Source organism: Salibaculum sp., assembly GCF_035270045.1.
In the GTDB taxonomy this organism is placed as follows: Bacteria; Pseudomonadota; Alphaproteobacteria; order Rhodobacterales; family Rhodobacteraceae; genus Salibaculum.
Map to the genome: position 1 here is coordinate 56,920 of NZ_DATFIP010000059.1, position 22,641 is coordinate 79,560.

The window sequence follows — 22,641 nt, forward strand, 5'->3', positions numbered from 1 at the left end:
TCAGAGGCCGAAACGGGCGTAGGCGGCCCGCTCCTCCAGCCCGGCGATGGCGTCGTCGGCAAACTGCGTGCCGAACCGCTGGAGCAGCCCGCGCTTTTGCCCGTAGCGGCGGAAACGGACCTTGTCGCCGAACTTCTCTTTCATGACCGGGACAAGCTGGCCCAGGGCGTCGGCAAGGCCGACCTCGACAGACTGCCGCCCGACCCAGACGTCCCCCGTGAAAAGGTCTTGCCCCTCGGGCAGCTTGCCCGAGCGGCGTTCCGTGACGTGGTCCTTGAAGTAATCATGCATCTCGTCGAGCATCGCGCGCAGGCGCTGCACGTCCGCGGGCTTCTCGGGCTGAAAGGGGTCCATGAAGCTTTTCGATTTCCCGGCGGTATGGACACGGCGCTCCACGCCGACCTTGTCCAGCGCCTGCGGCAGGCCGAAACTCGCCGCGATCACGCCGATCGAACCGACGATGGAGCCACGATCAACGTGGATTTCCTGCCCCGCGGTGGCCAGCCAGTAGCCACCGGAGGCGGCGACATCCTCGACGAAACTGTAGACCGGGACCTCCTTCTCGCGGGACAGGCGCATGATCCGCGCCGCGATCAGCGCCGACTGCACCGGCGAGCCACCGGGCGAGTTGATTTCCAGCGCGACGGCGGCAGGACGGCCACGGGTAAAGGCCTTCTCGATGGCATCGGCCGTGCCCCGGTCAGAGAGCCCGCGCGCCCCGCTCGCCGCGATCGCGCCCTGAAGGCGAACGACCGAAACGACGGGATCGGATTTCAGGAAGGGGATCCAGCGTTTCATGCGCTCACATGTAGGCTGCGCGCCGGCCGGGAACAAGGCGGCTTGGGCGCCAAATCTCCGGCCGCCCTCAATCCCGCAATCGCCAGCCGGTCCGGAAAATCAGGGCGATGACGCCCAGGCAAAGCAGGGTGAACCCGGCGATGGCCAGCAGGCTGAGACCCACTGGCACATCCGCCGTCCCGAAAAAGGCCCAGCGGAATCCCGAGATCAGGTAAACCACCGGGTTGAACAGCGTGATCGTCTGCCAGACCGGCGGCAGCATCGAGATCGAGTAGAAGGACCCGCCCAGGAAGACCAGCGGCGTGATGACCAGCAGCGGCACCAGTTGCAGTTGCTCGAAGTTGCCTGCCCAGATCCCGAGGATGAAGCCGAGCAGCGCGAAGCTGGTGCAGGTCAGCAAGAGGAAGGCCACCATGGCCATCGGGTGCAGGATCTGTATCTCGACGAACAGAAATGCGGTCATCAGGATGACGCTGCCGATGAACAGCGCCTTGGTCGCCGCCGCACCCACGTATCCCAGCGTGATCTCGAAGAAGTTCACCGGCGCCGATAGATGCTCGAAGATCGTGCCGATGAACTTGGGAAAATAGATCCCGAAACTGGCGTTGGTCGTGGCCTGTGTCATGACCGAAAGCATGACGAGCCCCGGCACGATGAAGGCCCCGTAGCTGACCCCCTCGACCTCGTCGATGCGGCTGCCGATGGCAGCGCCGAAGACCACGAAATAGAGCGAGGTCGAGACCACGGGAGATACGATCGACTGCCAAAGCGTGCGGAAGAACCGGCTCATCTCGAAAACGTAAATGGCCTTGATGGCGTGCAGGTTCATGCATCCTCCTTCACGAGGCTGACGAAGATTTCTTCGAGCGAGCTTTGCCGGGTCTGAAGATCGGTCATGTGCAGCCCCGCGTCGCGGATTTCATTCAGCAGGCCGGTGATGCCCGTCTTGTCGGACTGGCTGTCGTAGGAATAGACGAGATGGCCGTTCTCGACGCTCAGCGGCAGGTCCGCAAGCGCATCGGGCACCGTCTCGACCGGTTCGGCCAGTTCGATCTGGAGCGTCTTTCGCCCCAGTCGGCGCATCAGGGCGTCCTTTTCCTCGACCAGCAGGATCTGGCCCTTGTTGATGACACCGATGCGGTCGGCCATGGCCTCGGCTTCCTCGATGTAGTGGGTGGTCAGGATGATGGTCACCCCCTGTTCCTTGAGGCCACGGACCAGCGCCCACATGTCCTTTCGCAGTTCCACGTCGACCCCGGCCGTGGGCTCGTCCAGGAACAGCACGCGCGGCTCGTGGGCCAGTGCCTTGGCGATCAGGACCCTGCGCTTCATGCCGCCCGAAAGCTGCATCAGCTTGTTGTCCTTCTTGTCCCAGAGAGAGAGGCTGCGCAGCACCTCTTCCACCTTGGCATCGTCGCGCGGCTTGCCGAAAAGCCCACGCGAAAACTGCACGGTCCGCATGACCTTTTCGAAAGATTCGACGTGGGTTTCCTGCGGGACGAGCCCGACCATCGCGCGGGCCTTGCGATAGTCGCGCAGTATGTCGTGGCCGCCCACCGTGACCTGACCCGATGTTGGCTGCGTGATCCCGCAAATCGTCGAGATCAGCGTCGTCTTGCCCGCGCCGTTGGGGCCGAGAAGGGCTATGATCTCGCCTTCTCGTATGTTCAGGTCGACGCCCGAGAGGGCTTCGAACCCGTTGTCGTAACTCTTCCTGAGATCCTTGACTTGAACGATATCGGTCATCACTGCTCCCTTTGAGAGAGAGACTAGCCCGCTCTCCGTCGAAGGAAAAGCGAGACAGGGGCCTGCGCAGATGCACGGAAACCCCGCCGCTGGCCAGCAAATTCGGACCTGTCACCGGCCCTGCATCCGCGCTAGATAAACGCTGAACCGACCCTTGGGACACCCGCACCGATGGACAGGCATTTCATTTCCGGCGTGGCACTCCTGGTGGTGGCGATTTGCCTGCTGCCCATAGTGGGAGTGGTGGCCGCGGCGCTGCTGGGCAATCTAGACACCCTGCGCCACCTCGCCGAGACCGTGCTGTGGCGCTACACCTGGACGACACTGGTGCTGGTGGCGCTGGTGGGCGCGGGCAGTATCGTGCTGGGCTCGCTGACGGCCTGGCTGGTTGTGACGACCGAGTTCCGCGGCCGCCGCTGGCTCGAGATCGCATTGGTGGTGCCGCTGGCGTTCCCGGCCTACGTGCTGGCCTACGCCTATACCCATGTGCTGGACCATCCCGGGATCGTGCAGACCCTGCTGCGCGACGTGACCGGCTGGGGTCCGCGCGACTATTGGTTCCCCGAGATCCGTTCGGTCGGCGGCGCGGCCTTGATGCTGACGCTGGTGTTGTATCCCTACGTCTACCTGCTGGCCCGCGCGGCCTTTCGCCTGCAAGCCAAGGCGCCCTATTACGCCGCGCGCTCGCTTGGGGCGTCCCCTGCCTCTGCCTTTTTCCGCGTGGCCCTGCCGATGGCGCGCCCGGCGATCGCAGCCGGCGCTCTGCTGGTCATCATGGAAACCATCGCCGATTTCGGTACCGTGGCGCATTTCGGGGTTCAGACCTTCGCCACGGGGATCTACACAAGCTGGTTTTCCATGGCCGACAGGGCGGCGGCCGCGCAGCTTGCCATCGGCCTGCTGGCCTTTGCATTGCTGCTGGCGGTACTTGAACAGAAGAACCGTGGGGCGGCCTCCTACGCGCTCAAGGGGCAGCAGGCGCCCTTTTCGCGCAGCCGGCTCGAGGGCGGCAAGGCCCTGGCAGCGCAGACGGTCTGCGGCCTGCCCGTTCTGCTGGGGGTCATCGTGCCGACCGTCGCCCTTTTTGCAATGGGATTGCGGTCCGAGCAGAACATCTTCAGCCCGCGCTACCTCGGGTTCCTGCAAAACACCCTGAAACTGGCAACCGTCGCCGCCATCGTCACGGTCTCGGCCGCGGTCTTCATCGGGACCTTCCGGCGCATTCATCCCAACCGCGTCTCGACGGCCGCGCTCTACGTCGGGCGGCTTGGCTACGCCGTGCCCGGCGGGGTGATCGCGGTCGGCCTGCTGGTGCCCTTCGCAGGGTTCGACAACTGGCTGGACGCCCGCATGGAAGCCTGGTTCGACGTCTCCACCGGGCTGCTGATCACCGGATCGATCTGGCTGATGATCGCGGCCTACATGATCCGCTTTCTGGCCGCGGCCATCGGGGCCTATGACAGCGGGCTGGCCACGGTCACGCCCAACGTCGATGCCGCGGCGCGTGTGCTGGGGCGCAGTTCCATCGGCACCGTGCGCGCCGTCCACCTGCCGATCCTGCGACCCAGCCTGCTGACGGCGCTGCTGATCGTCTTCGTTGATACCGTGAAGGAACTGCCTGCCACCCTGATCCTGCGGCCCTTCAACCACGACACGCTGGCGGTGCAGGCTTTCCGCCTGGCCTCGGATGAACGACTGACCGGCGCGGCGGTGCCCAGCCTGATCATCGCCGGGTTGGGCCTGATCCCGGTGATCCTGCTTTGCGCACAGATCGCCGACTGGCGCCGCGGCAGCATCGTGACCACCTGAAAAATTTCCCCGAACCCAAGGTCGGTTGCAGGACTTCGCCGCCCGCGGCGTCAATTGCTGATCTTTTTTGTCGGAAATTCTTGACACCTGTGCCAGGATATATATCCGATAGAAACACTCAACCTAACCGAGGAGATCCAGATGACTTCGATTCGCAGCCGCCTGCTGACGACCGTACTGGCCGCCACCGTGGCGGTTCCGGCCTTTGCCGAAGGCGAACTCAACCTTTACTCGTCGCGTCATTACGACACCGACGAACGGCTCTATTCCAACTTCACCGAGATGACGGGGATCACGATCAATCGCATCGAAGGCAATGCCGACGAGCTGATCGCCCGCATGGACGCAGAGGGCGACAACAGCCCTGCCGACGTCTTCCTGACCGTCGACACCTCGCGCCTCGAACGCGCCAAGGATGCGGGCCTGTTCCAGTCCATCGACTCCGATATCCTGGAGTCCCGCGTGCCCGCCTACGTGCAGGACGAGGACAACCAGTGGTTCGGCTTCTCGCAGCGGGCGCGTATCCTGTTCTACGACAAGAACGACGTAGACAACCCGCCGATGACGTACCAAGACCTGGCCAACCAGGAATACGAAGGGCAGGTCTGCATCCGCTCGTCCTCGAATGTCTACACCCAGACCATCACCGGCGCCCTCATCGAGCACCTGGGCGAAGAGGCGACGCTTGACTGGGCCGAGGCCGTTGTCGGGAACTTTGCCCGCGATCCGCAAGGCGGCGACACCGACCAGCTGCGCGGCATCGTTTCCGGCGAGTGCGACATCGCGATGGCGAACACCTATTACTTTGCCCGTGGCATCCGCAAGGACGTGGACGGGCTGTCCGACAGCCTCGACATGATCGGCTGGGTCTTCCCCAATCAGGACAGCACCGGCGCGCACATGAACCTGTCGGGCGGCGGCGTGGCCGCCCATGCGCCCAACCGGGAAAACGCGGTGCGCTTCCTGGAATACCTCGCCTCGGATCAGGCGCAGGAATACTTCTCGGCCGGGAACGACGAATATCCCGCCGTGCCCGGGGTCGCGCTCAGCCCCTCGGTGGCCGAGCTGGGCTTTTTCAAGCCCGATGACCTGGATGCATCGGCCATCGCCGCAAACATTCCCGCGGCACAGATGCTGCTGAACGAGGCCGGCTGGGAGTGATCCCGACAGAACGGTCGGCGTGACACCGCCCCGACCGTCCGACCGATGACAGAAGGCGCGGGGACCTGTCCCCGCGCCTTTTTTCAAAGCACCCTTGCATCGCTCTGTCGCGCCCGGAAGGCCCCATGAACCCCGTTTTCCATGAAGGGATGGACCGTCTGCCAGCTCGCCGTCGCCATGGCCTTGCCGCGATCACCCCGACGTAGACGGGGGCAAACCCGCAAGACCCCGTCAAACCGAAAACCGCGGGGCACACCCGTTGCCCGCCAGCGAAAGATATCGAACCCGGCCCCGGCGGGATGAGGAGGCAGCACCTCGCCCGTTGCGGTGCAGACCTTGTGACCGTTGATCTGGATCAGAGAAGGTGCGCCCGCCGCGGCCTAGGCTTCGCACCAACAGGAGCGACAGCTTGACCGACGCGGCCTTCAGCACATCCGGCTTGACCAAGACCTACGGCACGGGCGACGCCGCCGTCCACGCCCTGCGCGGTGTCGACCTGGAGATCCCAGAGAGCGAGGTCGTGGTGCTGCTGGGGCCCAGCGGCTCGGGCAAGTCGACCCTGCTCAACATTCTCGGTGGGCTGGACCGGGCCAGTACGGGACAGGCCCACTACAAGGGCCGCGAAATCACCGCGATGACCGACCGCCAGCTGACACGCTATCGACGTGCGCACGTCGGCTTCGTCTTCCAGTTCTACAACCTGATGCCCAGCCTGACTGCCCGCGAAAACGTCGAACTGGTGACGGAAATCGCCACTGATCCCATGGCGGCGGAAGAGGCACTACACCTGGTCGGCCTGACCGAACGGATCGACCACTTTCCGGCGCAACTCTCTGGTGGCGAACAGCAGCGCGTCGCCATCGCCCGCGCCGTCGCCAAGCAGCCACAGGTGCTGTTCTGCGACGAACCCACCGGCGCGCTGGACAGCGCCACCGGCCGCGCGGTTCTCAAGGTTCTCACGGACGTGAATGCAAAGCTGGGCACCACCGTCCTGATCGTGACCCATGCGGCGGCCACAGCCGACCTTGCCCACCGGGTACTGCATTTTGCCGATGGCCGCATCCGCGATACCATTACCAACACGACCCGCAAGAGTGCGGCGGAGATCCACTGGTGAGCCCCCTCACCCACAAGCTGCTGCGCGATCTATGGCGCATGAAGGGGCAGGCCATCGCCATCGGGCTGGTCATCGCCATGGGCGTGATGCTGCAGGTTATGATGTCCGGGTTGGTGACCACGCTGGAGAGCACACGCGACGCCTACTACGACCGGTACCGGCTGACGGATGTCTTTGCGCCGGTGGCGCGGGCACCTTCGCACATGATGCCCCCCCTAAGCGAAATCAACGGCGTGGCCCGCGTTCAGTCCCGTGTCGTCGGCGCGGCGTTGGTGGACATTCCCGACCGTGCGGCACCCGTGCAGGCCCGGGCGGTGTCGCTGCCCGAAAACGGCACTGCCGCCCTGAACGCCACCTTTCTGTCGGCGGGCCGGATGCCCGACCCCGCGCGCCCGGACGAGATCCTGCTCGTCGAGGGGTTTGCCAAGGCCCATGGTCTTGCCCCGGGCGACACGCTTCTGGCGACGCTGAACGGCACGCGCCGGGCCTTGCAGGTCGTCGGCCTAGCGCAATCGCCCGAGTTCCTCTACATCGCCGCGCCGGGCGAGATGGTCCCCGACGACAGCCGCTTCGGCGTCATCTGGATGGGACGCGATGCCATGGCCGCGCTCTTTGACATGGGGGGCGCCTTCAACGAGGCGCTGTTCGCTCTGACCCGCGCGGCCGACAAGCAGGTCGTCCTGGCCGAGATCGACCGCATTCTAGACCCCTGGGGAGGACGCGGGGCCTATGGCATCGAGGACCAGTATTCCAACCAGTTCGTCACCGAGGAAATCAACGGCTTGCGCAGCACCGCCAATACCGTGCCGCCGCTGTTCCTGGCTGTGGCCGCCTTCCTCCTCTACATCGTGATCGGCCGAATGGTGCAGTCCGAACGCGAGGAAATCGGCCTGCTCAAGGCCTTTGGCTACTCCAATGCGGAGGTCGGCGCGCATTACCTGAAATTGGTGCTGGTCATCGCGGCGGGAGGGGCGATCCTGGGTTGCCTTCTGGGCATCGCCGGAGGGCGCGCGATGGTGCAGCTCTACCTGCAATATTTCAAGTTTCCCTTCCTGCTGTTCCGGCTCGACCCGGCTTCTTTCGCCATTGGCGTAACGGCCAGCATCCTGGCCGCGTCAGGTGGCGGGTTGCTGGTGCTGCGCCGGGTCTTCGCCCTGACGCCCGCAGATGCCATGCACCCGCCCGCCCCCGCCGACTACAGCCGCAGCGGCCGCATCGGGCAGAGCATCGCAAGGCTGTTGGACCAGCCCTCGCGCATGGTGCTGCGCCGGATCACCCGGCAGCCACTCCGCATGGGTGGAGCGATGATCGGGATCGCCTGCGGCATGGCGCTGTCAGGGTCGATGCTGTCCACCTTCATCGCCTTCGAGGATACGCTCGATACCACCTTCACCGTGGTGGACCGATCCGATCTGACAATCAGTTTCGCGGGGCCGATCGAACGCGGGGCCCTGCATGAAATCGCCACCCGCGACGGGGTCTGGCAGGCGGAACCGGTGCGCTTTGTCCCTGCCATCCTGCGCAACGGGCGCCATACCCATCGCGGCTCGATTCAGGGGCAACCGACCGATGCGCGCCTGTCGCGCGCCATCGACAGCGACAAGCAGGCGATCCCCATGCGCGAGGACGGGCTGATCCTGTCCACCACGCTTGCCGCCAAGCTCGACATCCGCGCTGGCGACAGGATCACGGTCGAGGTTCGCGACGGACGCCGTCCGACCCTTGAATTGCCCGTGGCGGCCATCGCCGACAGTTTCTTCGGCACCCCCGCCTTTATCGAGCTGGACGCGCTCAATCGCGCGCTCAAGGAACCGGGCCGCGTGACGGGTGCCTACCTGCGCATCGACCCGGGCAAGCGCGACGAGATCACTGAATGGCTCAAGGGCCTGCCGATGGTCGCCGGTGTCACCATCAAGGCCGAGGCGGAATCCGCCTTTCGCAAGGTCATGAACGAGGGGGCCGGGTCGTCGCGCTACGTCATGGGGGTGCTGGCCTTCGTCATCACCTACGGCATCGTCTACAATGCCGCCCGCATTGCTCATGCCGAACGCGCCCGCGACCTGGCCAGCCTGCGGGTGCTGGGCTTCTCCAAGGGGGAAACCGCCTTCGTCCTGTTGGGCGAACTGGCGGTGATCACGCTGGTCGCCCTGCCCATCGGCACGCTGCTCGGCCACGGTTTGTCGCAATTGATCATGGCCGCCTATTCGACCGATATCTACACGATCACGCTGGGATTCGAACCCAGCGCCTATGGCAATGCCGCGCTGGTGGTCTTGTCGGCGGCCCTGATTTCGGGCCTGCTGGTCAAGCGTGACCTGGACCGCGCTGACCTGATCAGCGCCCTGAAGACAAGGGAGTGACCCATGACCCCCGCCAAGAGAAGATCGCGATTGGCCCTGAGCGCGATCGCCGCCCTTCTGGTGGTTGGCACGTTGACCGCGGCCTTCTGGCCCCAGCCGACCCTTGTGGACATGGCTACGGTCGACCGCGGCCCGATGCAGGTGACCATTGCCGAGGACGGGCGTACGCGGGTGCACGAGATTTACGTGGTCTCGACGCCCGTTGCGGGCATGTTGCAGCGGGTGACGGTCGAAGCGGGCGACCCGGTGACAGCGCGCGAAACGATCGTGGCGCAGATGCGTCCGACCAACCCGGCGGCTCTGGACGTGCGCACCCGCGAACAGGCGCTGGCAGCGGTGGACGCCGCCCAGGCCGCCCTGCGCGTTGCCGAGGCCGACCGCAATTCCGCCGCCGCCGCCCATGACCTGGCCGAGACGGACCTGGACCGCGCCCGGCAGCTGGCCGAAAGCGGGACGGTCAGCCGGGCAGCGCTGGAACGGGCCGAAACCAATGCCCGCGCGACCGAGGCCGCGCTGCAGACCGCCGAGGCGGCCATCGCCATGCGCCAGGCCGAATTGGCCAATGCGCGGGCCCGGCTCATCGGGTTCGACGACCTGGCCCTCTCGGAAGCAGTGGGGAACGGTTTCGAGGACGCGATCCCCCTGCGCGCACCCATCGACGGGCGCATCCTGCGTGTAGTCCAGGAAAGCGAGGCGGTTCTGCCGGCGGGCGCCCCGGTGCTGGAAATCGGCGATATCGAGACGGGCCTCGAGCTGGTCGTCGACCTGATCTCGTCAGATGCGGTTCAGGTCAGCCGGGGCGACCCGGTCCTGATCGAGGACTGGGGCGGTCCGGCAACCCTGCATGGCACGGTCGCCCGCATCGCACCCACGGCGATCACCAAGGTGTCCGCCCTTGGGGTCGAGGAACAGCGGGTCAGCGTTGACGTGCGCTTCGACACTCCGGCCGAAGCGCGCGCCAGCCTTGGGCACGGCTTTCGCGTCGAGGCCCGGATCGTCATCTGGCAGAGCGACAGCACGCTGAGGGTGCCGAGTGCGGCCCTGTTCCGCGATGGTGGCGGCTGGGCGGTCTTTGCGGTTGATGACGGGGGCATCGCCCGGCTCACCCAGGTCGAACTGGGCCGCAACAACGGGGTCGTCGCGCAGGTCCGAAGCGGTCTGGACGAAGGGGATCGCGTCGTGCTCTACCCCTCGGCGGGGCTGGCCGGGGGCGACAGCGTAGCGCCGCGCGACGGCTAGACTCGGTGTCATTGCCCGGGGGAGCCAAGGAAAACGGGCTCTTTGGAGGTTGACGACGCAGACCAGTGCCCGGCGATGCCGAGATCATTCTGCGCCCCGAGGTGGAATTCTTCATCTTGCTGTGAAGCACCTAGGCGACACAGGGGCGGCCCAGTCAGGCGCGCCCCCGTTCTGTCGGTGGCAAAGGCGGACAAGTCCTGTGCCGTGGCTCTTGGTGCAAACAGATTGCACGCCGCGCGGCACCGAACCCTTTCACGGAACCCTGCGAATGGCGTCCTACTTGAAACGGGCCATGGCAGTGTCGAAGGCGCTGGAAAGGCTGTCCCAGGCCCTGTCGAACCCGGCCTTCATGTCGGTCCAGGCGTCATCGCTGGCGTCACGAAGCTCTTTCAACCTGGCTTCGGCTTCATCGCGCTTGACGCGCATCTCTTCGAGTTGCTTCTGGTATTCGATTTTCGCGTCCGCCTCGGCGGCTTTGGCCTTGGCCTGAACCCTGTCGATTTCGGCGTTCCACTGATCCAGTTTTGCCTTTGCCTTTTCGATATATTGCTCTTTCTCGGTCATGTTTGCTCCTTTCATCCGGTGTGATCGGACACTGTGGTCAAGCGTCATGCAGCCGGTTCAACCAGTGCGAGAGAGGATTTTGCCGTCAAGGCACACACCGGCAGCATCCGGCTGCCTGGATGACGCGGCACAGCTCTTCGGGCGGCGCTAGGCGTCTTGGCCACCCGCGCTTTGTCCGCTCATGTAAATCGACATGAAAGCCGGCTCGCCCATCCGCTTCAAAGTCGCAAGCTGGCGGTCGAGCCAGTCCCAGTGGCCCTCTTCGTCCATCACGATGGTCTCGAACAGGGAACGGGTTCCGATATCGTTCGCCCCGGCCGCGTCTTGCGCTGCCTTGCTGTAGAACTCGATGGCCCCTTTTTCCTCTGTCTTGTCAGCCTCGAAGAGGCTTTTCAGGTCTTCTGCCATCTTGGGTGTCTTTGTCGCGCTCAACTCGGGCGTGCCCCCAAGAAACATGATGCGGTCAATGAACTGCCCGGCATGGCCGAGTTCCTCTTGCATCTCCTCGCGCATGCGGCTTGCCAGCTTGTCGAGCCCCCAATCCTCTAGGGTGTGTGCGTGCAGCAAATACTGATTGACGGCGGTCAACTCCATCGCCAGTGCTGTCTGCAGGTTTTCTATGCTCTTGCTCTTGTCCGTCATGATCGCTCCTCGCTTGGTCGCGTGTCATATTAGAAGTTATGCATGTTCTGCTGCATTTAAACCCCTCGCGCCGGTGTTACCCTGCTTTGCCCCCGCAGCGCTCCGATCGACCGGGGGCCGGTCGGCCCCGGCTGGCGGCCTCGCTGCCTCGCGAGCCCATCGCTCCGAACACCCTGCAACCTGCAATCGGGGGCGTCCGGGAAAACCGGACGCAGACGAAGTCCGCCTCAAGGGGCATGAAGGCTAGGGTTCGCCGGCGGCCAGCGCGTCGCGCAAAACACCGCGCGCAGATTCCAGGTGCGCCTGCGCGGTTTCGGCGTCGCGACCGCTGATCTGCATCAGGATCGCCAGTTTCACCTTGCCGCCGCTGGCAGCCAGCACCGCTTCGGCCTCGTTGGCGGTGCAGCCGGTGGCATCCTGAACGATGCCCGCAGCGCGTCGGGCCAGCTTGTCGTTCGAGATGGCGACATCGACCATCAGGTTACCATAGCTCTTGCCGATCCGCACCATGCTGGCGGTCGACAGCATGTTCAGCACCATCTTCTGCGCCGTGCCTGACTTGAGCCGGGTCGAGCCGGTCAGGACCTCGGGGCCGACGACCGGGCAGATGGCGATCTGGGCAATCTCGGTGACCGGGGCGCCGGGGTTGCAGCACAGCGCCACGGTGCCCGCCCCGACCGCCCGCGCCCGGTCCAGCGCGCCGAGAACGTAGGGGGTCTTGCCGCTGACCGCGATGCCCACGACCACGTCGTCGGGACCGACCCGGACCCCGTCCAGATCCGCCGCGCCCTGCGCGTGGTCATCCTCGGCATCCTCGACCGAATGACGGATCGCGTGATCCCCCCCCGCGATCAGGCCGATCACCATGCCGGGCGGCACGGAATAGGTCGGCGGGCACTCGGAGGCATCCAGCACACCCAGCCGCCCGCTGGTGCCAGCGCCGATGTAGATCAGCCGTCCCCCGGCGCGGAACGCCGCGACAATGCGATCCACGGCAGCCGCGATGGCGTCCAGTTCGGACCCGACCGCGGACGCGACCCCTGCATCCTCGGTGTTCATCACCTCGACGATCTGGCGCGACGACAGCCGATCCAGGTCCGCGCTGTTCGGGTTGCGCCCTTCTGAGACGAGGGCGCGAAGGTCGTCGGTGTTGCTGGGCATGGAATGGTCCTTTGCGTCAGCCGATCAGGGCGTGCCGTTCGCGCGGCGCGAAAGCCATGCCCTCGGCATCGAAGAGATGCAGCGCCTCGGGCGGAAAGGACAGGCCCACGGTGTCGCCGCTTTGGTGGGTGGCGCCGCCATCCGTCTTGACCACGAAGTCCCCCTCGTCACCCAGATCGAAATGCAGGAACGTCTCGCCGCCCAGGCGCTCGGCCACAAGGACACGGGCGTCCAGATCGCCCGCCCCTGGCGCGACCAACTCGACATGCTCGGGCCGGATACCCAGCGTCACGGGGCCCTGCGTGTCCCGGGGCGAGACCGGAACCTCTATGGGGGCGCTGCCTTGGGTCGTAACCGTGGTGCCGTCGCCGCTACGCTCGGCCGCCAGGAAATTCATCCTAGGAGACCCGATGAAGCCCGCGACGAAGCGGTTCTCGGGGTGATGATAGAGTTCCAGCGGCGTACCTACCTGCTCGATCCGGCCGTCGCGCAGCACCACGATGCGATCGGCCAGGGTCATCGCCTCGACCTGATCGTGTGTGACATAGACCATCGTGGTCTCGAGCCGCTGATGAAGCCGCAGGATTTCCACCCGCATCTGCACGCGCAGCGCCGCGTCGAGGTTCGACAGAGGCTCGTCGAACAGGAATATCTCCGGATCGCGCACGATGGCGCGGCCGATGGCAACGCGCTGGCGCTGGCCGCCCGAAAGCTCCTTGGGCCGACGTTTGAGCAAGTCCTGAAGCCCCAGGATATCCGCGGCCTTGCGGACCCGGTCTTCGATCACGGCCTTGTCCTCGCCCGCGTGGCGCAGGGCAAAGGCCATGTTGCCGTAGACATCCTTGTGCGGGTAAAGCGCGTAGGACTGGAACACCATGGCGATGCCACGGTCGGCGGGGGCGATATCATTGACCTGCTCGCCGCCGATGACGACATCACCGCCGGTGATGGATTCCAGCCCCGCGATCATGCGCAACAGGGTGGACTTGCCACAGCCTGAAGGGCCGACGAAGACGACGAATTCACCGTCCTTGATTTGCAGGTCGACGCCGTGGATCACCTTGGCCTCGCCATAGGACTTGCGGACGTCTTGTAGCGTGAGTTCGGACACTTCTTCGAACCTCCGGGTGGTGCGGGGTCAGCCCTTGACGGCGCCCGATGTGATGCCGGCGATAAGCTGGCGCGAGAACAGGGCGTAAAGCCCCAGGACGGGAAGGATGGCGATCGAGAGAGAGGCGAGCACCGCGCTCCAGTTCACCGTGTATTGCCCGATGAACTGCTGCACGCCCAGGGTCACGGTCTTGGTGGCATCCCCCGAAGCGAGGATCAGCGGGAACCATAGGTCATTCCAGATCGGGATCATGGAAAACACCGCGACCGTTGCCAGAACCGGCCGGATCAGCGGCACGACCACCTCGAAGAAGATGCGGTATTCGCTTAGCCCGTCGACACGCGCGCAGTCCTTGATGTCGCGCGACAGGGTGCGCATGAATTCCGTCAGGATGAAGACGGCCACCGGCAGCCCCTGGGCCGTGTAAACCAGGATCAGGGCCAGCAGCGTGTTGACCAGGTTCAGGTCCACCATCAGCTCCAGGATGGCCACGGTGCCCAGCCGGATCGGCACCATGATCCCCAGGATCAGGTAGATGCCCAGCAGTGTATTGAAGCGGAACCGGTATTCGGCGAGCGCGTGGGCAGCCATGGCGCCCAGCAGCAGGATCAGGAACAACGCGGTGACCGTGACGATCAACGAGTTCGAGAAATAAGTCGCGAAATCACCCTGCGTCAGGACCGTTGCATAACCTTCAAGGCTGAAGGTTCCCTCGCCGGGCAGGCCCAGCGGGTCGGTGAAGATGCCGCGCCGGTTCTTGAAGGAATTCAGGATCACCAGAACCACCGGGAAGATCGCGATAAGGGTATAGCCCGCCAGCACCCCGTGCACGGCGACCCGTGTCGAGACACCCTTGGCGCGGCTGGCCCGCGCGCGATTGCTGGATGCGGTATCGGTCATCTCGGTCCCCTACATCTCGTAGCGTTGCAAGCGGCGCTGGACCAGCGCCAGGTAGATCGTGACCCCCACCAGAATGATGAAAAACATCATGCTGGCGATCGTCGCGCCCATGTGGGTATCCCCGACCTGAAGCTGTTGGCCGAAGAAGGTCCGGAACAGAAGGGTGCCCATGACATCCGTCGAGAAGTTGGGCGCGCCCAGCGACCCCTGGATCGAGTAGATCAGGTCGAAACTGACCGTGAAGTTGCCGATGTAGGTCAGGATCGCGACGATCCCGAGGGTCGGCAGGATCAGCGGCAATTTGACCTTCCAGAAGATCGACCAGCCGCCCAGTCCATCGACCCGCGCGGCATCGATCAGTTCGTCCGGGATGGACAGCAACGCGGCGTAGATCAACATCATCGGGATGCCCACGTATTGCCAGACCGAGATCAGTGACACCGTCGCCAGCGCGCTGGATTCAAGCCCCAGCCAGGGCTGGTAGAGCCAGGCCAGGCCAATGGTGCCCAGCAGCGTCTCGGACACACCCCAGAGCGGCGAGAGGATCAACTCCCAGATGAAGCCGACGATGACCACTGACAGCAGCGTGGGCACGAAGATCAGCGTGCGGTAGGCCGAGCCGAAGCGCGGCGCGAGGCTGAGCAGAGCGGCGAGCAGCAGCCCGAGCGGATTCTGCACCACCATGTGAATGAAGAAGAGGACCAGGTTATTCCAGAACGCCCGCCAGAACTGCGTCGCCCAGTTGGGATCGAAAAGCAGCGTGGCGTAGTTGTCGAGACCCGCCCAGACGGCGGTGCCATCCTCCAGCCCGTCGAAAAGGCTCAGGCGCAGGCTTTCGATCAGCGGGTAGATCGAGAAGACGGTATAGATCAGCAGCGCAGGCGCCAGGAAGACGAAGATATGCGCGCCCGCGGCCCGGCGGCGCTTGCGGCGGCCTGCGGGGCGGGTCGGCACGCCCTCGGGCTTGTCTGTCGTTGGGTCGGACACGTCCGGTCCTCCGTCTTTGGCGCGGCTGGGGCGCCCGCCCCCACGGTTGGTGGGGGCGGGCTTGTCAGAGCGGACGGATCAGTCCTGCTGCGGTTCGTACCAGGACTCCAGACCTGCCTGGAGGGTCTGCGCGGCCTCTTGCGGGGTCGAGGCCTCGTTGAACACGTTGGAGCTGACACCCCACATGTTGTTCCATGTGTTGGGCTCGCCACGCGACAGGATCTGGTGGGCAACCCGGATCGTGCTCTCGCACTCCTGCCGCCACGAGATCATCTCCTGTGCCAGTGGATCCTCGACATCGAACTGCGCGTTCGAGAGCGAGAAGAAGCCTGGAAGCTGGTTGGTGTAAAGCTCGGCGAACTCGGCACTCGCGACCCACTCAAGGAAGGTGCGCGCGGCCTCGGGGTCGTCGCTTGCCGCGTTCATTCCGATGCCGATGTCGGTATGGTCCGAGATGTAGCAGGTATCACCCGCGGCCTCGACGGGCGGTGGAAAGGCGCCCATCTCGAAGAAGGCCTGCTGGTTGAAGCCGCCGATCTCCCACGAGCCGGCCGGGTAGATCGCCGCGCGGCCCAAAGTGAAAAGGTTCTGGCTGTCGGTATAGCCCTGCGCCTGATAGGCACGGCCCATGTAATCGTTCCAGCGCTGCATCACCTCGAAGGGCTTGACGAACTGCGGATCGGTGAACTCCGCTGACCCGTCGAGCAGGGCCTGGCGGCCTTCCTCGCCGTTCCAGTAGGTCGGCCCGATGTTGGTATAGGCCATGGTGGCCGCTTCCCACTGATCGGCCGAGCCGATGGCCAACGGCGTGTACGTGCCGTCCTCCTGGATGGCGTCAAGAACGCCGAAGAAGTCCTCGACGGTCTCCGGCTCTTCCAGGCCCAGTTCCTCGAAAGCCTCGGCATTGTAGATGAAACCGTGGATGACCGAGGCCATGGGCACGCAGAATGTCGCGCTTCCGTCGTCGGTCTGCCAGGCGGCCTTGGCGAAGTCCGGGAAGTTGTCCAGCCCGTCGAGGTCCGAGATGTCGGACAGCTGACCACGCTGGTAAAGCGCGAGCGATCCGTCGAAGGGCCGGCACGTGATCAGATCTCCGCCAGTACCTCCGTCGAGCCGCGCGTTCAGCGCCGCGTTGTATTCCGTGGGCGAGGTCGGCGTGAACTGGACATCGATTTCCGGGTGCTGGGCCTCGAAGGCGGGGATCAGGACATCGTCCCAGATCGCCTGGTCCTCGGACCGCCAGCTTTCGATGGTGAGCGTGGCCTCTTGCGCCAAGGCCGCGGCCCCGGCAACGCATAGCGCCAGGGTGGCCGTGGTGGTCTTCATGATGCGCGTCATCTCGCACTCCCTTTGTTGTGGCCTGGCGTCTTTGTACCCCGTGACGCCTCGTTGGCATGCGCCAGGTGCACACCAAGGCAATCAAGAGCGACCGGGCCGCCCCGCCGCCAGGAACAGCGTGGAGGGCGGCGAATCGTTCCTTCCCCGACATTCTCGAACATTAACTCCAATAGCAAGACCAATTTGCAATATATAATACCAAACGACATTTTGGTATTGTCATTGGGTATTCCATTGGCTACGCTTGGATCGAACCCGCCAGTGCAGGAAAGGCGCGCGGCCGATGGTATCCCATGTCCCCCTTGTCGTGATCGACGGCGGCGGTACAGGTTCGCGCCTGCGCGCCCTGGCCGATGACGGGGGCGTTCTGGCCGAGGCCAGTGCCGGTCCCTCGAACCTGACCTACGGCGTCGAGTCGGCTTGGCGCAGCGTTGCCAGCGGCCTCGCCGAGCTGTCGGACAAAACCGGCATGCCGATTGAGGGCGCGCGCTTGTGGTGTGGCTTTGCCGGGGGGCGATCGCCACACAGACAAGCCGAATTCCGTGCAGCCAACCCGGTCGGCGCGTCCGAGATATCCATCGTGACCGACGGCTTCGCGGCGCTCGTGGGGGCCCACGACGGGCGCCCCGGCATCGTTCTGGCAGTCGGCACCGGCGTTGCCGCATATGCCCTATCCGCGCAGGGCGCTGTCGCCTCTTCGAGCGCCTGGGGCTACAAGATCGGGGACGAAGGCAGCGGCGGCTGGCTCGGCAACCGGGCCGTGGCCCTGCTGGCCCGCCACCTGGACGGACGTCACCCCATGGGCAGCGCCCTGTTTGACGCGCTGCGCGAGGAGGTGGGGAGCGACTTCAACACGATCCAGGTCTGGCTGGCGCAGGCCGACGCCACGCGCTTCGCCTCCCTGGCACCGCGCGTCATCGAAGCGGCGGAGGCCGGCGACGCGGTCGCACGGAACCTGCTGGAGACCGCCGGGACAGAGCTGTCCTGCGCCGTGCGCGCCATCGATTCGGGTCAGCCCCTCGCCGTGCTGGGCGGCCTGTCAAACGTCATGACGCCACGCCTTGCGGCCGACCTGCGGGCCCGGGTCGTGCCCGCGCGCGGCAACGCCCTCGACGGACTGCGGATCATGGCGGCCAACAATTGGCGCACCGAAAAGGGCCTGCCCACGGGGTCCGGCCCATGACCGACATCACGCTGCCCAGACAGGCCCGCTACAAGCTGCTGGCCGAAGGGCTCATGCGCCGGATCGAGGATGGCGAGCTTGCCCCCGGCACAGCCCTGCCGCCCGAACGCAGCCTGGCCGAAATGCACGGGGTCAGCCGAGTGACCGTGCGGCGCGCGATCAAGCACCTGGGCGAGCGCGGCCTGGTCGAGCAGCGGCGCGGCGCCGGCACCTTCGTTTCCCGGCGTTTCTCACAGCCGCTTTCGGTGCTGACCAGCTTTTCCGAGGACCTGGCCGCGCGCGGCATGACCGGGCATTCGCGCGTCATCTCCAGCGGCCGGGGCCGCGCTACCCCGGAAGAGGTCATCGCGCTCGGTCTCGGGCCGAACGCGCCCGTCACGCGGATGACCCGGCTGCGGTCCGCCGACGGCCAGCCCCTCGCCGTGGAGGCAACGACCGTGCTTTCAGAGGCGCTGGCGAACCCCCGGCTGATCTCGGACTCTCTGTATGAAACCATGGCGACGTGCGGGATGCGCCCGGTTCGTGCCGTACAGCGGCTGACCGCCGTCGCCATCGACCCCGGCATGGCTGACCTGCTGGACGTGGCCCCCGGCGCCCCGGGCCTGCTGATCACGCGCATCGGCTATACCGCCGCCGATCGCGCGGTCGAACTGACGCGGTCGACCTTTCGCGGCGACCGCTGGGACTTCGTGACGGAGCTTTCATGACCCCGAAAGATGCCACACCGCCGCGCAGCCTGACAGGCTGCATCCTGACCGAAACAGGCTGGATAAAGGGCACATTGCATTGCGGCGACCGGATCACCGCCATCGAGGGGCAGGCGGTCGAGACCCCGACCGCGCCCTACATCCTGCCCGGCTTCGTGGACCTGCACGTTCATGGCGGCGGCGGCCACGACATGATGACGGGCGACACGGCAATCCGTGGGGCCGCCTTGCTGCATGCCCGCCATGGGACGACCTCGATGCTGCCCACATCCGTGACCGCGCCGAAGGCCGACCTTACAGCCTTTCTCGAGGCCGTCGCCGCCTGTATGGAACGGCCCGCCCCGACGGGCGCCCGCATCCTGGGCGCGCACCTGGAAGGCCCCTTCATCAATCCCGAAAAGCTCGGCGCCCAGCCGCCCCATGCCACCCCGCCGGATCCGGACCAACTGCGCGCCTGGGCCGCAATCGCACCGGTCCTCGCAATGACCTTCGCCCCCGAGATGGACCCAGATCAAGCGCTGGAGGACGCCATGCGCAGCTTGGACATCCGCGCCCAAATGGGCCATTCGCTATGTGACTATGCCACGGCGCGGGGCGCCCTGGCGCGCGGCTGCGGCGTGACCCACATGTTCAATGCCATGAGCCCCCTGTCCCACCGCGACAACGGGCTGGCCGGGGCCGCGCTGGCCCATGCCGCCAATGCCGAGATCATCCCTGACCTGATCCATGTGGAACCCGGCGCCATCCTGGCCGCCCGACGAGCGATCCCGAACCTCTACGGCGTGACCGACGCGACCGCGGGCGCGGGGATGCCCGACGGCCCCTACCGGCTGGGCGCCCATGCGGTGATCAAGGCCCGCGGGGCCATGCGGCTGGCCGATGGAACGCTGGCCGGATCGGCTCTGACCATGGATGTCGCGCTGCGCAATCTCGTTGGCCTCGGCCTGCCGCTGGCCGAGGCGGCGCGGCGGCTTTCAACCCTGCCCGCCGACTGGCTCGGCCGGGCCGACATCGGTCGTCTGGCCCCCGGCGCCCACGCGGATGTCCTGCAATTCGACGCCGGCCTCGCACTCACCGACGTGTCGATCGGCGGCACCCCCTGTCCCCCGAGGTAACCTGATGGAAGTCCTGCCCTGCAAGAGCCGCGCCGATGCCGTGGCGCTGACCGCCAAACTGATCGGCGCGCGGCTGGAGGCAACGCCCGACATGGTGCTCGGCCTTGCCACCGGGCGCACGATGGAAGAGGTCTATGACCACCTGGCAACGGGCGGCGCGCGCTTTGACCGCTGCACCACCTTCAACCTGGACGAATATGTCGGACTGCCACCGGAGGACCCGCAGAGCTATGCGTCCTACATGGCCGATCATCTCTTTGACCGGGTCGATATTGACAGTGCCCGCACCCACCTGCCCGACGGCATGGCGACGGACCTTGGCCAGGCGGCCCGGGATTACGAGGCGCGGATCGCCGCCGCCGGAGGTATCGACCTGCAACTGCTGGGAATAGGCGCCGCGGGCCATATCGGCTTCAACGAGCCGCTTTCGGCCTTCCGCTCGCGCACGCGCGACAAGATCCTGACCCCGACCACCCGCGACCAGAACGCCGGCATGTTCGGCGGCGACGCGGCGCGCGTTCCCAAGCGCGCCCTGACAATGGGCGTTGGCACGATCCTCGACAGCCGCGAGCTGATCCTGCTGGCCTGCGGCGCCGCCAAGGCACAGGTCATAGCCCGCGCTGTCGAGGGGCCTCTGACATCGCGCGTCAGCGCCTCGGCGATACAGCTGCACCCGGCCTGCAAGGTGATCCTGGACGACGAAGCGGCGGCGGCACTCGAGGATATCGCCTATTACCGGTTCGTCTGCGCCAACGAAGAGAAATGGAACGCCTACCGCAGCCACCTGTGACCGGCCGCCGGGGCCGCTCGCCGGCGCGAAAGAGCTTGACCCGGTGGGGTTTGCTATTATCCCACCATAGCAATGGACAGGTCCGACGTGAGCGCCAGTGCCGATACCCTCTTTGCAGCCGCCGCCTGGCATGAGCCCGGAGCGGGGCCGCGCTATCTGCAATTGTCGCGCCACATCGCCGATGCCATCAATGGCGGCACCCTGCGAGAGGGCCAGAAACTGCCGGCCGAGCGCGATCTGGCCGACCTGGCCGATGTTAGCCGCGTCACCGTGCGCCGGGCCGTGGCCGAACTTGTCCGCTCAGGCCTGATCGCGCAGCGCCGGGGGGCGGGCAGCTTCGTGACAGGCACCGCACCGCGGACCGAGCAATCCCTTTCGACCCTCATCTCCTTTACCGAGAACATGAAGGCCCGCGGGCGCGTGTCGACCAGCCGGTTGCTCAACAGGGGTCTTCATGCCCCCAGCCCCGACGAGATGATGGCGCTTGGACTGTCGCCCGCGCGCCAGGTCGCGCGGGTGGAACGTCTGCGCAGCGCCGATGGAACGCCCATGGCAATCGAACGGTCCTCGCTGCCCGCCGATGTATTGCCCGACCCCGAAGCGGTGGAAATATCGCTCTACGAGGTGTTGCGCCGCCGCGGACAGGCCCCTGGCCGGGCCATCCAGCGGGTGACTGCCGTGAACGTGACTGGACCGGATGCCGAGTTGCTCTGCCTGCCCGAGAATACCGCGATCCTGAGGATCGACCGCACCGGCTACCTCGACAGCGGCCGCCCGGTGGAATTCACGCGCGGCCTTTACCGATCGGATTTCTACGATTTCGTCTCGGAACTGCGCCCGGACCGGGACTGAGCCGGGCCAGCGGCCGGAACCCGCCGCGCCCGCCCCCGCCACTTGACCTTGTCCGCGCCGCGCCCCAGCCTCGGCGGGACCATCACGGAAAGGGCCGACATGAAGAAGATCGTTCTCACCGGGGCCTGCGGCGCTCTTGGCATGCAGATCCGCGAAACCCTGGCCGGTCAGGCCGAGGAACTGCTGTCGGTCGACATCCAACCTTCGCCCGACACGCTTCTGCCCAATGAGCGATTCGAGCAGGTTGACGTGTCCGACATGGCCGCCTTCGGGCCCCTGGTCGAGGGGGCCGACATGGTCGTCCATTTCGCCGCCATCGTCGATGAACGCCCCTTCGAGGAGCTTCTGGGCCCGAATTACATATCGTCCTACAACGTCTGGGAGGCTGCCTGGCAGCACGGTGCCCGGAGGATCGTCTATGCCTCGTCCGTTCATGCCGTGGGGATGCATGAAACAATGGCCGGGATCGGACTGGACGCCCCGCACCGGCCCGACACGTTCTACGGGCTTGCCAAGTGCTTTGCCGAGGACCTGGGCCGCATGTACTGGGAAAAGCGCGGGATGGAGGCCGTGTGCCTGCGCATCTTCTCGTGCACCTCCGAGCCGCAGAACCTGCGCGCATTGCAGACCTGGCTGAGCTACGACGACCTGCGCCAGCTTGTCCTTCGCGCCGTGGAGGCGCCGGTGACGGGCTTCGCCACCGTCTACGGGATTTCCGCCAACACGCGCGCGCCGGTCAACAACGACCGCGCCGCGTTCCTGGGCTTCCGACCTCAAGACAATGCCGAGGACTGGGCCGGGGCGTTGCAGGCCGGCGCCCCGCGCCCGGCGCCCGACGACATGGGCTTCACCCGGCTGGGCGGGCCCTTCGCGGCAGTGCCGCTGGGCGAATCCGGCATCGCCGGGATCAAGGCCATGAGTGCCGCCGCTGGCGGCGCGGACACGTCGCCCGGGGCCGGGGCGGCGCCGGCCGAGGGTTCGAACGCCGACAAGCTGCCCCGGTTCCTGTCGCGCAAGATGGGTGACTGAGGCCGCGCGATCCGCTGCTGCGCCCGGCCCCG

At 65.9% G+C, this 22,641-nt stretch carries 21 protein-coding genes; 11 read left to right on the forward strand and 10 right to left on the reverse strand.

Annotated features, from left to right (window positions below):
- From VJ897_RS10505 to VJ897_RS10515, 3 genes are all read right to left on the reverse strand, one after another.
- On the reverse strand, positions 1-798 hold the full coding sequence (locus tag VJ897_RS10505; RefSeq protein ID WP_324055572.1) for a S49 family peptidase: 798 nt from the start codon (positions 796-798) through the stop codon (positions 1-3).
- A gap of 67 nt (positions 799-865) precedes the next feature.
- Positions 866-1,627, reverse strand: coding sequence for an ABC transporter permease (locus VJ897_RS10510; protein WP_324055574.1), 762 nt, complete (start codon positions 1,625-1,627; stop codon positions 866-868).
- Entirely contained in the window at positions 1,624-2,544 is a 921-nt protein-coding gene (locus VJ897_RS10515) for an ABC transporter ATP-binding protein (protein WP_324055576.1), read from the reverse strand. The genes VJ897_RS10510 and VJ897_RS10515 overlap by 4 nt, the downstream gene beginning before the upstream one ends.
- Positions 2,545-2,715: 171 nt before the next feature.
- Between VJ897_RS10515 and VJ897_RS10520 the strand changes: the two genes are divergently transcribed.
- The 5 genes from VJ897_RS10520 (at position 2,716) to VJ897_RS10540 (ending at position 10,230) form a co-directional block, all read left to right on the forward strand.
- On the forward strand, positions 2,716-4,353 hold the full coding sequence (locus VJ897_RS10520; protein ID WP_324055577.1) for an ABC transporter permease: 1,638 nt from the start codon (positions 2,716-2,718) through the stop codon (positions 4,351-4,353).
- Positions 4,354-4,494: 141 nt separating this feature from the next.
- A complete protein-coding gene (locus VJ897_RS10525) occupies positions 4,495-5,514 on the forward strand; it encodes an extracellular solute-binding protein (protein WP_324055579.1) in 1,020 nt (339 codons plus the stop codon).
- A 409-nt stretch (positions 5,515-5,923) separates the two neighbouring features.
- Positions 5,924-6,631, forward strand: a complete 708-nt coding sequence (locus VJ897_RS10530) for an ABC transporter ATP-binding protein (RefSeq protein ID WP_324055581.1) — start codon at positions 5,924-5,926, stop codon at positions 6,629-6,631.
- Complete coding sequence (locus VJ897_RS10535; protein WP_324055583.1) at positions 6,628-8,991, forward strand: ABC transporter permease; 2,364 nt, start codon at positions 6,628-6,630, stop codon at positions 8,989-8,991. The genes VJ897_RS10530 and VJ897_RS10535 overlap by 4 nt, the downstream gene beginning before the upstream one ends.
- A gap of 3 nt (positions 8,992-8,994) precedes the next feature.
- Positions 8,995-10,230 (forward strand): efflux RND transporter periplasmic adaptor subunit, encoded by a 1,236-nt coding sequence (locus VJ897_RS10540; protein ID WP_324055585.1) that lies wholly within the window; start codon positions 8,995-8,997, stop codon positions 10,228-10,230.
- 276 nt (positions 10,231-10,506) lie between these two features.
- On the opposite strand, the gene VJ897_RS10545 is transcribed toward VJ897_RS10540, so the two are convergent.
- From VJ897_RS10545 to VJ897_RS10575, 7 genes are all read right to left on the reverse strand, one after another.
- On the reverse strand, positions 10,507-10,794 hold the full coding sequence (locus tag VJ897_RS10545; protein WP_324055587.1) for a sll1863 family stress response protein: 288 nt from the start codon (positions 10,792-10,794) through the stop codon (positions 10,507-10,509).
- A gap of 147 nt (positions 10,795-10,941) precedes the next feature.
- Positions 10,942-11,436: a bacterioferritin gene (locus VJ897_RS10550; protein ID WP_324055589.1), complete on the reverse strand. Its 495-nt coding sequence runs from the start codon at positions 11,434-11,436 to the stop codon at positions 10,942-10,944.
- Positions 11,437-11,679: 243 nt separating this feature from the next.
- Complete coding sequence (murQ, locus tag VJ897_RS10555) at positions 11,680-12,597, reverse strand: N-acetylmuramic acid 6-phosphate etherase (RefSeq protein ID WP_324055590.1); 918 nt, start codon at positions 12,595-12,597, stop codon at positions 11,680-11,682.
- A 16-nt stretch (positions 12,598-12,613) separates the two neighbouring features.
- Positions 12,614-13,708 carry an ABC transporter ATP-binding protein gene (locus VJ897_RS10560; protein ID WP_324055591.1) on the reverse strand — a complete coding sequence of 365 codons (1,095 nt, stop codon included), beginning with the start codon at positions 13,706-13,708 and terminating at the stop codon, positions 12,614-12,616.
- A 27-nt stretch (positions 13,709-13,735) separates the two neighbouring features.
- Positions 13,736-14,608, reverse strand: a complete 873-nt coding sequence (locus tag VJ897_RS10565) for a carbohydrate ABC transporter permease (RefSeq protein WP_324055592.1) — start codon at positions 14,606-14,608, stop codon at positions 13,736-13,738.
- Positions 14,609-14,617: 9 nt separating this feature from the next.
- Positions 14,618-15,562 carry a carbohydrate ABC transporter permease gene (locus VJ897_RS10570; RefSeq protein WP_324055695.1) on the reverse strand — a complete coding sequence of 315 codons (945 nt, stop codon included), beginning with the start codon at positions 15,560-15,562 and terminating at the stop codon, positions 14,618-14,620.
- A gap of 111 nt (positions 15,563-15,673) precedes the next feature.
- On the reverse strand, positions 15,674-16,933 hold the full coding sequence (locus tag VJ897_RS10575; protein ID WP_324055593.1) for an ABC transporter substrate-binding protein: 1,260 nt from the start codon (positions 16,931-16,933) through the stop codon (positions 15,674-15,676).
- 283 nt (positions 16,934-17,216) lie between these two features.
- Between VJ897_RS10575 and VJ897_RS10580 the strand changes: the two genes are divergently transcribed.
- The 6 genes from VJ897_RS10580 (at position 17,217) to VJ897_RS10605 (ending at position 22,609) form a co-directional block, all read left to right on the forward strand.
- Positions 17,217-18,116: a glucosamine kinase nucleotide-binding domain-containing protein gene (locus VJ897_RS10580; RefSeq protein WP_324055594.1), complete on the forward strand. Its 900-nt coding sequence runs from the start codon at positions 17,217-17,219 to the stop codon at positions 18,114-18,116.
- On the forward strand, positions 18,113-18,823 hold the full coding sequence (locus VJ897_RS10585) for a GntR family transcriptional regulator (RefSeq protein ID WP_324055595.1): 711 nt from the start codon (positions 18,113-18,115) through the stop codon (positions 18,821-18,823). Before VJ897_RS10580 ends, VJ897_RS10585 begins: the two co-directional genes overlap by 4 nt.
- Complete coding sequence (locus tag VJ897_RS10590) at positions 18,820-19,938, forward strand: N-acetylglucosamine-6-phosphate deacetylase (protein ID WP_324055596.1); 1,119 nt, start codon at positions 18,820-18,822, stop codon at positions 19,936-19,938. The genes VJ897_RS10585 and VJ897_RS10590 overlap by 4 nt, the downstream gene beginning before the upstream one ends.
- A gap of 4 nt (positions 19,939-19,942) precedes the next feature.
- Positions 19,943-20,728, forward strand: a complete 786-nt coding sequence (gene nagB / locus VJ897_RS10595) for a glucosamine-6-phosphate deaminase (RefSeq protein WP_324055597.1) — start codon at positions 19,943-19,945, stop codon at positions 20,726-20,728.
- Positions 20,729-20,800: 72 nt separating this feature from the next.
- Complete coding sequence (locus VJ897_RS10600) at positions 20,801-21,580, forward strand: GntR family transcriptional regulator (RefSeq protein WP_324055598.1); 780 nt, start codon at positions 20,801-20,803, stop codon at positions 21,578-21,580.
- 99 nt (positions 21,581-21,679) lie between these two features.
- Positions 21,680-22,609: an NAD-dependent epimerase/dehydratase family protein gene (locus VJ897_RS10605; RefSeq protein ID WP_324055599.1), complete on the forward strand. Its 930-nt coding sequence runs from the start codon at positions 21,680-21,682 to the stop codon at positions 22,607-22,609.
- The last annotated feature ends 32 nt before the right edge of the window (positions 22,610-22,641 follow it).